The organism is Shewanella sp. 10N.286.54.B9 (genome assembly GCF_041468565.1).
Classification (GTDB): Bacteria; Pseudomonadota; Gammaproteobacteria; order Enterobacterales; family Shewanellaceae; genus Shewanella.
Map to the genome: position 1 here is coordinate 13,767 of NZ_JBFRIY010000016.1, position 13,227 is coordinate 26,993.

Sequence of the window (13,227 nt, forward strand, 5' to 3'; positions counted from 1 at the left end):
CGTCATGTCTGAACATATGCTACAAGATTTAGATCCACTAGAAACTCAGGAATGGGTAGATTCACTGCAAGCGGTATTAGAGCAAGAAGGCCCTGAACGCGCGCACTACCTATTAGAGAAGTTGATTGATAAAGCGCGTCGTAATGGTACTCATCTACCTTACAAAGCGACTACCGCTTACTTGAACACAATCCCTTCAGGCCAAGAGCCTCATATGCCAGGCAACCAAGAGATGGAGCGTCGAATTCGCGCTATCGTTCGTTGGAATGCATTGGCGATGGTTCTACGTGGTTCTAAGAAAGATCTAGAGCTAGGTGGTCACATCTCTAGCTTTGCATCAAGTGCAACGATTTATGACGTCTGTTTTAACCACTTCTTCCGCGGTCCAAATGAAAAAGACGGCGGCGATTTGGTTTACTTCCAAGGCCATATTGCACCGGGTATCTACTCGCGCTCTTTCCTTGAAGGCCGCATTAGCGAAGATCAGATGAATGGTTTCCGTCAAGAAGTTGATGGCAAAGGTTTATCTTCGTACCCGCACCCTAAATTGATGCCTGACTACTGGCAGTTCCCGACGGTATCTATGGGTCTTGGTCCAATCCAAGCCATTTACCAAGCACGTTTCCTTAAGTATCTAACCGATCGTGGTCTAAAAGATTGCTCAGAGCAAACGGTTTACTGTTTCTTAGGTGACGGTGAATGTGATGAGCCTGAAACATTAGGTGCTATCGGTCTTGCTGCCCGCGAAGAGTTAGATAACTTATGCTTTATCGTTAACTGTAACTTGCAGCGTCTTGACGGCCCTGTTCGCGGTAACGGTAAGATTATCCAAGAACTTGAAGGCGAATTCCGCGGCGCAGGCTGGGAAGCGGTTAAAGTGATTTGGGGTCGTTACTGGGATCCACTACTTGCACGTGACACTAGCGGCAAGTTACTGCAATTGATGGAAGAAACCGTCGATGGTGAATACCAGAACTGTAAAGCTAAAGGCGGTGCATACACCCGTGAGCACTTCTTTGGTAAGTACCCTGAAACTGCCGAGATGGTTGCTAACATGTCAGATGATGACATCTGGCGTCTAAACCGTGGCGGTCATGATCCAGTTAAGATTTTTGCTGCACTACAGCATGCTAAAAACACTAAAGGTCGTCCAACTGTAATCCTAGCTAAAACTGTTAAAGGTTACGGTATGGGTGATGCGGGCGAAGGTAAGAACATCGCGCATAACGTGAAGAAGATGGGTGTTGAATCACTTAAATACTTCCGCGATCGTTTCAATATCCCAATTAGCGATGATCAGTTAGAGGATATTCCTTTCTATCATCCAGGTGCAGATTCTGAAGAAGTTCAGTATCTAAAAGCGCGCCGCGCCGAACTACACGGTGCAATGCCTGCTCGTCGTGAGAAGTTCTCACAAGAGATTGAAGTGCCATCATTGAAGATCTTTGATTCAGTGCTTAAAGGTTCAAACGGTCGTCAGATCTCAAGCACCATGGCATTTGTGCGTATTTTGACTGCACTACTTAAAGACAAGAAGATTGGTAAGCAGATTGTTCCTATTATTCCTGATGAAGCGCGTACTTTTGGTATGGAAGGTCTATTCCGCCAAGTCGGTATATACGCTCACGAAGGGCAAAAGTACGAACCACAAGATTCTGATCAAGTTGCCTACTACCGCGAAGATAAAACCGGTCAGGTATTGCAAGAAGGTATTAATGAGTTAGGTGCAATGTCATCTTGGGTTGCTGCGGCGACCAGTTACTCAGTTAACGATACCCCAATGATCCCGTTCTACATCTACTATTCAATGTTTGGTTTCCAACGTATTGGTGACATGGCTTGGGCAGCGGGTGATATGCGTGCACGTGGCTTCATGGTTGGTGGTACGTCAGGTCGTACAACCCTAAACGGTGAAGGTCTGCAGCATCAAGATGGTCACAGTCATGTGTTGGCTAACACTATTCCAAACTGTATCTCTTACGACCCAACTTACGGTTACGAAATCGCAGTTGTGGTACAAGACGGTATTCGTCGTATGTATGGTGAGCAGGAAGATGTTTTCTACTACCTAACGACGATGAACGAGAACTACGAGCAGCCAGCTATGCCAGAAGGCAGCGAAGAAGGTATCGTTAAAGGTATCTACAAGCTTGAAACCCTGCAAGGTAGTGGTAAAGGTTCTGTGCAATTAATGGGTAGTGGCACCATCTTAGAGCAAGTTCGCAAAGCGGCTATTGCTCTTTCAAAAGATTTTGGGATCACCACAGACGTATTCAGCGTCACGAGCTTTAACGAGCTAACTCGTGATGGTCAGGCTGCAGAACGTTACAACATGCTGCACCCAACTGAAACACCAAAAGTGCCATATATCAGTGAAGTGTTATCGAAAGATGCGCCAGCGATTGTGGCGACTGACTACATGAAGATATACGGTGAGCAACTACGTGCTTACGTACCAACTGACTACAAAGTACTTGGTACAGACGGTTTCGGCCGCAGTGACAGCCGTGAAAACCTACGTCACCACTTTGAAGTTGACGCTAAGTTCATTGTAATTGCTTCTCTGAAAGCCCTTGTTGACCGTAACGAGCTACCTGTTGATGTGCTAACTAAAGCCATCAAAGAGTATGGTATCGACGTTGACAAGATCAACCCACAGTACGCGTAAGAGGGAAACAAAATGGCTGAATTAAAAGAAGTTTTGGTTCCTGATATCGGTGGTGATGAAGTTCAGGTTATTGAAATCTGTGTTGCTGTAGGCGATACGCTTGCAGCAGAAGAATCAATCATTACGGTTGAAAGTGACAAAGCAACTATGGATATCCCAGCGCCTTTTGCTGGTGTATTGAGCGAGCTTAAAGTGGCTGTAGGCGATACCGTGTCAGAAGGTAAGTTGATTGCGATGATGTCGGCAGCGGCAAGCGAAGCGCCTGCTGCAGAAGCTCCTGCTCCTGTAGCGACTCCAGCACCTTCTGCTCCTGCTCAAGTCGCTCCAGCTGCTCCAGCACCAGTAGCGACAAGTACCCAAGTAATTGAAGTTGCAGTGCCTGATATCGGTGATGCAGCAGATGTTGATGTGATTGAAGTCTTAGTTGCCGTAGGCGATAAGATTGAAGCGGATACAGGTTTGATTACGCTTGAGACAGACAAAGCCACTATGGAGGTGCCAGCACCTTCAGCAGGTATCGTTAAAGAACTTAAAGTGAATGTTGGCGATAAAGTGTCTATGGGCTCATTAGTATTGATGCTAGAAGTTGGCGCTGCCGCTCCAGCATCAGCCCCTGTGGCTGCACCTGAAGCGCCTGTTGCACCAGCGCCGACAGCGAGTGTGAGTGCAGTGCAAGAAATTGCTGTGCCAGACATTGGTGATGCAGCGGATGTTGACGTGATTGAAGTACTCGTTGCTATTGGCGATGAAGTCACGCTTGATCAAGGCCTTATCACGCTAGAAACTGACAAAGCGACCATGGAAGTCCCTGCACCTGTTGCCGGTAAAGTGGTTGGATTGACTGTTAAGCTTGGTGATAAAGTGTCTCAAGGTAGCGTAATCGCTAGCATTGAAACGGTAGCAACGGCTCCAGTCGCAGCACCTGCTCCAGCAGCAAGTGCACCTGCTCCAGTCGCAGCACCTGCTCCGGTAGCAAGTGCACCTGCTCCGGTAGCACCAGCTGCGCCGGCGGCAAGTAAGCCACCGGTGCCGCATCATCCAAGTGCCGGCAGCCAACCTAAAACAGGCGCGGTACATGCATCACCAGCAGTACGCCGTTTAGCACGTGAGTTTGGTGCTGACTTAACGCTTGTTAAAGGTACAGGCCGTAAAGGACGTATTCTAAAAGAAGATGTTCAAGCCTTTATTAAATATGAGCTGAGTCGCCCTAAAGCCTCTGCTGCTACCGCTGTTGCGGGTGGTGCGGGTGGTTTGAACGTGATTGCTGCACCAAAAGTTGATTTCGCCAAGTTTGGTGAAGTCGAAGAGATACCGCTAAGCCGTATCCAGAAGATCTCTGGCCCTAACCTGCATCGTAACTGGGTAACCATACCGCACGTGACGCAGTTTGATGAAGCAGATATCACTGAGCTTGAAGCGTTCCGTAAAGACCAGAACACTTTGGCTGCTAAGAAGAAAGCGGATTACAAGATCACGCCGCTAGTATTTATGATGAAAGCGGTTGCCAAAGCGTTAGCTGAATTCCCAGTATTTAACTCAAGTTTAAGTGCTGACGGTGAGTCACTGATCCAGAAAAAGTACTTCCATATTGGTGTCGCTGTTGATACGCCAAATGGTTTAATGGTGCCAGTGGTACGTGATGTCGATAAGAAAGGCATTGTGGAGCTTTCACGTGAATTGATGGATATCTCTGTTCGTGCTCGTGATGGCAAATTGAAGTCTGCCGATATGCAGGGCAGCTGCTTCACTATCTCAAGTCTAGGTGGTATTGGTGGTACGGCATTTACGCCTATCGTTAACTATCCTGACGTGGCTATTTTAGGTGTGTCTAAATCTGAAATGAAGCCTAAGTGGAATGGTAAAGACTTTGAGCCTAAGTTAATGCTACCACTGTCATTATCTTACGATCACCGTGTTATTGATGGTGCTATGGCGGCGCGATTCAGCGTCACGCTTTCCAGCATCCTCAGCGATATTCGTACGCTTATTTTGTAAAGTTGAAGGCTGCTCATGTTGAGCGGCCTTTTTTCTGTTACGACTAGGATTGTGATCAGTATCAAACAAAGGTTAAAATGCGGCCACCTACAAAGGATCTATCCTAATTTGGCCACACTTTATCGTTGAGACGGTGCTTCCGCCAACGAAATAAAAAGAATAGAGGAAAACATGAGTAACGAAATCAAAACTCAGGTAGTTGTACTAGGCGCAGGCCCTGCGGGCTATTCAGCGGCATTCCGTGCTGCGGATCTAGGTCTAGATACTGTCATCGTTGAACGCTTCAGCACATTGGGCGGCGTTTGTTTGAACGTTGGTTGTATCCCATCTAAAGCATTGCTTCATGTATCTAAGGTGATTGAAGAAGCTAAAGCTGTTGCCGATCACGGTGTTGTTTTTGGTGAGCCAAAGATTGATCTTGATAAGCTTCGTGGCTTTAAAGAGAAAGTAATTGGTCAGCTTACTGGCGGATTAGGCGGAATGTCTAAAATGCGTAAAGTTGATGTGGTTAATGGTCTTGGTAAGTTCACTGGCCCTAACACGCTAGAAGTTCAAGGCGAAGACGGCGTTAAAGTGGTCCATTTTGAACATGCAATTATTGCTGCAGGTTCTCGTCCAATTCAACTACCGTTTATCCCGCATGAAGATCCACGTATCTGGGATTCAACTGACGCACTAGAGCTTAAAGAAGTACCTGGTAAGTTATTGGTTATGGGCGGTGGTATTATCGGTCTAGAAATGGGGACTGTATACTCGTCTCTAGGTAGCGAGATCGATGTTGTAGAGATGTTCGATCAAGTTATTCCAGCGGCTGATAAAGATGTTGTGCGTGTTTTCACTAAGCAAATTAAGAAGAAATTCAACTTAATTTTGCAAACTAAAGTGACCGCAGTTGAAGCTAAAGAAGACGGCATTTACGTTACTATGGAAGGCAAGAAAGCACCAAGCGAGCCTGTGCGTTACGATGCAGTGCTGGTTGCTATTGGTCGTACGCCAAATGGTAAAGGCCTAGACGCTGAGAAAGCGGGTGTTAATGTTGATGAGCGTGGTTTCATTAATGTTGATAAGCAGATGCGTACTAACGTGCCTAATATCTTTGCTATCGGTGACATCGTTGGTCAACCAATGCTTGCGCATAAAGGTGTGCATGAAGGTCATGTTGCTGCTGAAGTTATCTCTGGTCTTAAGCACTTCTTCGACCCTAAAGTTATTCCATCAATTGCTTACACAGATCCAGAAGTCGCGTGGGTTGGCCTAACTGAGAAAGAAGCCAAAGAGCAGGGCGTATCTTACGAAACTGCAACTTTCCCTTGGGCTGCAAGTGGCCGTGCTATCGCATCAGATGCGAGCGAAGGTATGACTAAGCTTATCTTCGATAAAGAGACTCATCGTGTTATCGGTGGTGCTATTGTGGGTGTTAATGGTGGCGAATTGCTTGGTGAAATTGGTCTAGCCATTGAAATGGGTTGTGATGCAGAAGATTTAGCATTAACCATTCATGCTCATCCAACATTACATGAGTCAGTTGGTCTTGCTGCAGAGATGTATGAAGGCTCAATTACTGATTTGCCAAACCCAAAGGCAAAGAAGAAGAAAAAGTAAGACTTTTCTAATAAATCAAGCGCTCAAATGAGCGCTTTTTTTATGCTCTAAATCCCGTAAATATGGGATTTGTGCTAATCAATGCGTGATTCTGTGTTATCTAAATGATACATTCAAGTTAAGGCTTAAAACCTCTATATCCAAGCAAAATTGGGTATATGCAAATGAGAATAAAAATTATAAAAAAGTGGTTTGGTTTTGTCATTTTGTTGCTTATCTGTTCGACATCGGTATTTGCCAGTGGCGTGGTACAACGCATTTTTACTGCCAGTGATGGCCTAATTAACGGCACAGTATGGGATATCAGTTTTGATGAGCATGGCTTTACTTGGTTAGCAACCGAGGAGGGGCTTTATCGTGTCGGTAGTAGCAAAATTAGAAGACTGGATCAGGTTGGCTTAGACTCTAAGCTCACTGATAACCATATTAAAATGGTCTCTCCTCTTAGTAAACGTCACTTGCTGGTGAGTAGCTTCTACGACATTTACCTGTATGACATATTCACCAATACTTTTACCGCTTTTGGTAGCCCTACGCTTTTCCCTGAGTTCGCAGGAATGGGCATCACCTCACAGATTGAAGATGATCAAGGCAATCGGATCATTCTCACCGAAGAGGGAGAGCTGTTACGTTTTAACTACAGCAAAATGTCATTAGCACGACTAAATTTCCTAACCAGTAATCAAGATTACCCTTGGCGAGCAATGTCGGCGATCTCGGATGATCGAATCGTGGTGGCGACCGAAGCAAGAATTGAGGTCCGAGATAAGGTTGGTGAAAGAGTCGCGGTACTTGCTTGGCAAGAAACTTATGGACGCATTGAGCAAATACTTAGAGATTCCAACAATCGAGTCTGGATTAGTTCTAGCAAAGGTTTCTTTGAGCTAGTTGAACAAGATTTATCCCTCAAACAGGTTGAACAACTACCCTATTACATTACTCATATTGCCGAGGACAAAAATGGGTTTCTTTGGTTGGCGAGCCGTGCCGGTTTACTTAAGTGGCAACCTGACTCCCAACTTGTAGAACCATACGGTAATGAAGTTAAGCAGAATTCTAATATCGATTATATCCATGATCTCGCTGTAGATAATACTGGTCTTATTTGGGTCGGTGGTTCGGGTGATGGTGTTGCAGTGCTGGCAGATACACCAGATTTCTTGCTTGAGCAGTTTAGTAAATCAGTGCCTTACAATATGCCAGATGAAGTGATTTGGTCTATCTATTCTGATGATGAAGATTTGTGGCTTGGCACTGACGCTGGACTTTTGCTTATCGACAGACAAACTAAACACCCCTATTTCATTACTCCGCAGAATATCGATCTCAATGACAGTATTTATAATATCGATGCACTCGATGAGCAAAATATATTGCTCTCTAGCACCAGTGGGCTTTCAGTTGTTAATACAAAAACCTTCCATACGCAGACATTTGCAGATTGGATGGGAGGAACAGGCAGTCTAGAGAATAAAACGGTTTATAACACCTATTTCGACACGCTGATCCAAGGGCGGATTTGGTTTGCCACCAACCGTGGGCTGTTCTTTTGGGAGCCAGGTTTGGCAAAACCCCAATATGTAAGTCTAAGTGCTGATAAGAGCATTGTTCAAATACAAAAGGTTAAACAGGTTGGGCGTGATAGTTCACAGCGCTTATGGCTTGGTGGTGATCGTTTATTCGGTTATTTGGATAAAGATAATCACTATCGTCCAGTCACTGCGCCGCTTGGTGAGGGGCAAGGAGCGGCTTCGGTTAGCATTATTAGAGAAGTAGAGCCTGAACTTTGGTGGTTAGGACTTAAGAATCGTGGTGCGGTTGAATACAACCATAAAACAGGTTTAACGCGCTCTTTAACAGGTGATTGGAAGGTTGACTGTAATAGTGTTTATTTTATTGAAGAAGTTGGTCGCTATCGGTTGATTGGTTGTCCGCGATCCATTATTCGCTTTGATACGTTAACTGAAGATATTGTTGTCATTGCCCCAGAAGATGGATTTATTAGTGACGAGCTTAACGAAGGGGCTGTGCTCACTTCAGCAGAAGGGCTTTATATTGGCACTCCTGACGGTGCGATGTTACTGGATGTCGACAAGCTTAAGAATAGAACGATAAAAGACACGATATTGCTTGAGTCGATGGAAGTTTACTTTGAATCTCGAACTGAAATTAGTCTAGTTCCACAACAGGGACATCATATTTTACCTGGCGCGCAATTGGTGAGTTTCCAATTAGCTCGCTCAAACTATCTCAATGAAAAACCGCTACAACTTCAGTACCGTTTACGCCGGCCAGAAGATAAAAATGGTGGCAGTTTTATCTTCTTAGATGGTCAATCTCAACTTAATATTTCTGGTTTAGATTCAGGCACTCATATACTTGAGATAATCAGCTTACAGAATGAAGTTTGGTCAGCTGAACCTTTTTCATTCTCCTTTGAAGTTGAAATGTACTGGTGGCAAACTCGCTGGTTTAAAGGCCTAATGTTAATAGGGATTTTGCTAATTGGTTTAGCGGTTATCTTTATTAGGCAACGACAGGTAATGGCATTTCGAAGTATAAACTCTGCACTGACAGAAAGTGAGAATCGACTCAAACAAGCATTAAAAGGCAGTGACTCCGAGCTGTGGGAGTGGCACCTAGAGACCGATATCTTTAGGCTTGAAAATGTGGGTGGATTATTGAGTGCTAAGGAAAGTCATGTCTACTTTAAACTCGCTCAAATCCCTATTCATAATGAAGATAAAAGTAACGTTCTAATAGCCTGGAAAGATATGATCGAAGAGCGAGTCGATCGCTTTGAAGTGGAGTATCGTTATCAGCGTAATGATCTAACTTGGGGCTGGATCCGAGTATTAGGGCGACCCGTTGAGCGTAATCGTCTTAATGGTGAAATCGAGCGAGTTGCGGGCATTTACACTGACATTACCGAGCAACGTCAGCTTAAAGATGATGTTTATCTATTAGCTCAAGCATTTGAAAATACCACCGAAGCCGTTCTTATTTATGACCGAGATGAGCTGATCCAGGTGACCAACAAAGCTGCTCAAGATATTCTAGGTTTTACGTCCAGCAAGCTAATAGGCCAATCTTTCTCTGAGGTATTGCTCGGCAAAAACTCAGGTACCCATATTGCAGATCTGTTGCAGCATGGGTTGAGTTGGACCGGAGAATGTACTGTCGCATGCGCCAACGATCAGCAGTGCGCTGTGTGGTTAAACGTCTCTTCAATTTTGAATGCAAATGGCGAGGCTACTCATTACGTGGTGGTATTCTCTGATATCACCGATCGTAAACGCACTGAGGCCGACTTACGCCGATTGGCCAACTATGATGTATTAACTGGCTTACCCAACCGCTCTTTATTTTCCAGTAAATTGTCGCAATCTATTTATCAAGCGGAAAAAGAGGGCGGTAAGCTTGCTTTACTGTTTTTAGATTTAGATCGTTTTAAGCACGTGAATGACTCATATGGCCATAGTATGGGTGATGCTTTATTGGTTGAAGCATCGAATCGGTTACAAACATTCATTTCTCAAGAAAATGTACTATGCCGCTTTGGTGGTGATGAGTTTGTTATCTTGCTGCGTGATGATATTGATATAGACAGTATCAATCAGCTTTGCGAAAAGCTGTTAGCGAGCATTCAGCGCCCGTTTGACCTGTATGGGCGAGAGTTTCATATCTCTACCAGTATTGGAGTCAGCCTGTGGCCTGAAGATGCTAAGCAGCCAGAAACGTTGATTAAAAACGCTGACTTAGCAATGTACCATGCCAAAGAAGAAGGCAAAGGAAACTTCAAATATTATTCTCAAGATCGTAATGCGGAAGCACTTTATCACCTAAGGCTAGAAGCCGATCTGAGAAAAGCGATTGAAAGAGATGAGTTTGAACTTCATTTTCAGCCTCAGATAGATATTTTACAGAACGATAAACTTGTTGGGGTTGAAGCGCTGTTACGCTGGAACCATCCACAAGATGGCTATGTGCGTACCGATATATTTATTAAGGTTGCAGAAGCTTGTGGGCTGATTGTAGAAATTGACCGTTGGGTGATGCGAGAAGCTTGTCGTCACGGCGCGCACTGGGCACAAACATTGTCTGAGCCTCTTGAGGTGTCAGTCAATATCTCAGCACTGCATTTCCGTCAGCGCGACTTTATTCAAGGGGTGCAGAAGTGTCTAGCTGAAACAGGTATGCCAAATCATGCTTTGTCGCTTGAGATCACCGAAGGCGTGTTAATGAAAGAGCTTAAAGTCGCTAAACAACACCTAAAAGAACTCAAAGCATTGGGCGTTGATGTCGCAATTGATGATTTTGGTACTGGCTACTCATCGCTAGCGTATCTGCGTCATTTTGAAGTGAACACGTTGAAAATCGATCGTTCATTCCTTATTGATATCGCAACTAATAAGGCTGATCAAGCGATAGCAAGTAGTATCATTGAGCTGGCAAGAAACTTAAAGCTCGATGTTGTGGCTGAAGGTGTCGAAACCCACGAACAGTTAGAGCAGGTCTTTAGTCGTGGCTGTTATGTTATACAGGGTTATTACTTTGCCAAGCCGATGTCATCGACTGATTTAGCAGTTTACATGGCCGCTCGATCTGAATTGAGTTTACAGCCTGAAGCTCTGCAATAGCTGAGCCCGACCCCCTAAAGCTTGCACTAATTAGTTAAATACCCTAGGTTAAAATATCATTATTAGAGTTGAATAAGTCATTATGATACATAGAATTATTATTCTTTGTTTGTTTGTGTTTTTCCAGTCATATGCGAGCGCTACAGAAAGACCTAAAATAGGTCTGGTACTCAGTGGTGGAGGCGCTAAAGGTGCTGCTCATATTGGCGTGCTTAAGGTGCTCGAAGAGAAAAATATCCCCATTGATTACATCACTGGCACCAGTATAGGTTCATACGTGGGTGGCATGTATGCACTCGGCTATAGCGCCGCAGAAATTGAAGCCATTATGATGAATACCAATTGGGACCAAGGCTATTCAGATACCATTCCCCGTGAAGCGCTTAGCTTTAGGGATAAAGAAACAAGAGATAAATATAACATCCCCATCAATATCGGCTACAGCGATGAAGAAGTTAAAATGCCAGCGGGTCTGCTTCGTGGTCAGAGTATGTCGTTGCTATTGAGAAGTTCGACCAACCTTGTTCATCAACTTGGTCATTTTGATGAGTTATCAATTCCTTTTAGGGCTGTAGCAACAAATTTGGCTACCGGTGAGCCGGTTGTATTAAGCAGTGGCAGTATCGTTGCGGCAATGCAGGCATCTGCATCTGTGCCTGGAGCATTACAGCCCGCAGTTATCGATGGGCGTTTACTTGTCGATGGTGGTATCGCCAATAATATGCCTATTGATGTGGTTAAAGATATGGGGGCTGATATCGTCATTGCAGTTGATATTGGTTCACCGCTGGTGGGTAAGGAGCAACTCGATAGTACTCTTGCTGTGCTCAATCAGCTTTCGACAATTTTGACTAACGCTAGCTCTGAAAAACAAAAATCGCTATTAACGGATAGTGATATTTTAATTCGACCGAATATTGGTGAATTGAGTACGACAGATTTTAGCATTATGCCTATCGCCTTACCGTTAGGAGAAATTGCTGCCAGAGAAAATTCGTCAAGACTAGATAAGCTATCAATTGATGAAGCTGACTTCCAAATTTACCTAGCAGCTAAAAGACAAAAAAGTGAGCAGTGGTTAAAAGAGATAGATCGTCCACTGATTAAAGTCATTTATGCGAATGGATCTAAAGTCAGTGAAAAGTTACTCGCAGATAATTTGGACCTAAGTGTTGGTGACCATGTCACCACAGCGTCCCTTGAAGCAGGTATTGCACGGATCTATGCCTTAGATAAGTTTGAACGTGTCGATGCTGAGTTTACTGATACGGAAGATGGCAGAGTATTAACGGTAACGACTACGGCTAAGTCATGGGGACCAAATTACTTTGACTTGGGCTTTAGCTGGGAAGACGACTTTAGTCTGGACTCAGTGGTGTCGCTTGATGTTGCTTATACCATGACCAATTTAACTGAAAATGGTGGTGAATGGCGTAATGAAATATCGCTAGGGTTTGATAAGTTACTTGCTTCAGAGTTTTATCAACCATTATCGAAAGATCAAGATTACTTCAGTCGGACTCGGGTTGAGTATGAGTTAAAAGATTGGAGCTTTTTTGAAGATAATAGCCGAGTATTTGAATTAAGGCAGACCTCATATCGAGCAGAAGCGGGTATTGGCATCAATTATACCCAAAATGGCATGATTGAGTTTGGCCTCTTGGGCGAAACTGGTGATCTTGTAAATGATCTGTGGGGTTTGGGCACCGTAGATTACTCTGGCTACGGAGGGTATATTAAATTTGCTTATGATGATCTCAACAGTATTAATTTTCCTACCTCGGGTAACCGATTTACCTTCAATGTTTATATGAGAAAAGAGAACTACGATCTTGAAGGTTTTGATGACTCGTCAAATTTCTCAATGCAATACGAAGCCGATTGGCGCGGCGCCGTTGGCGTTGGTAATCATGCCTTTGTCGGTATCGCTTCCTTAGCAACAGTCGACAAGGACGGCGTGTTTACCGTCAATGTTTCTGAGTTAGGTGGCTTCTTGAACCTCTCGGGATACCATAAAAATGCGCTTTATGGCTCGCATAAGATATTTGGAGCTTTCGTCTATCAGTATGATTTAGGTCGAGATGTATTAGGTATGACGGAGTACCCTCTGTATTTAGGTACCAGCCTTGAAGCGGGTAATGTGTGGACTCAAAAAGACAGTGTTTCACTCGATGACCTGATCTACTCAGGCAGTTTGTTTTTAGGCATTGATACCGGGGTGGGTCCTGCTGCATTTGGTTTTGGCGCGTCGGATGATGGCGAGAAAACGATCTTTTTATTCATCGGTAAAAACTGGTAGCGTCAACGGCGAAAAGGTAGTCA

5 protein-coding genes are annotated in these 13,227 nt (G+C 44.4%); all 5 read left to right on the forward strand.

Going from position 1 to position 13,227, the window contains the following annotated elements:
- The first annotated feature begins 4 nt into the window (after positions 1–4).
- The 5 genes from aceE (at position 5) to AB4135_RS05765 (ending at position 13,204) form a co-directional block, all read left to right on the forward strand.
- A complete protein-coding gene (gene aceE, locus AB4135_RS05745) occupies positions 5–2,668 on the forward strand; it encodes a pyruvate dehydrogenase (acetyl-transferring), homodimeric type (protein WP_371991097.1) in 2,664 nt (887 codons plus the stop codon).
- Between the two features lie 12 nt (positions 2,669–2,680).
- On the forward strand, positions 2,681–4,663 hold the full coding sequence (gene aceF / locus AB4135_RS05750; protein ID WP_371991099.1) for a dihydrolipoyllysine-residue acetyltransferase: 1,983 nt from the start codon (positions 2,681–2,683) through the stop codon (positions 4,661–4,663).
- Positions 4,664–4,834: 171 nt separating this feature from the next.
- Positions 4,835–6,265 carry a dihydrolipoyl dehydrogenase gene (gene lpdA / locus AB4135_RS05755; RefSeq protein ID WP_371991101.1) on the forward strand — a complete coding sequence of 477 codons (1,431 nt, stop codon included), beginning with the start codon at positions 4,835–4,837 and terminating at the stop codon, positions 6,263–6,265.
- Positions 6,266–6,429: 164 nt separating this feature from the next.
- The gene (locus AB4135_RS05760) at positions 6,430–10,905 is read left to right on the forward strand and encodes an EAL domain-containing protein (protein WP_371991103.1); all 4,476 of its coding nucleotides are present in this window, start codon (positions 6,430–6,432) and stop codon (positions 10,903–10,905) included.
- 82 nt (positions 10,906–10,987) lie between these two features.
- Positions 10,988–13,204 carry a patatin-like phospholipase family protein gene (locus tag AB4135_RS05765; RefSeq protein WP_371991105.1) on the forward strand — a complete coding sequence of 739 codons (2,217 nt, stop codon included), beginning with the start codon at positions 10,988–10,990 and terminating at the stop codon, positions 13,202–13,204.
- Positions 13,205–13,227: the final 23 nt, after the last annotated feature.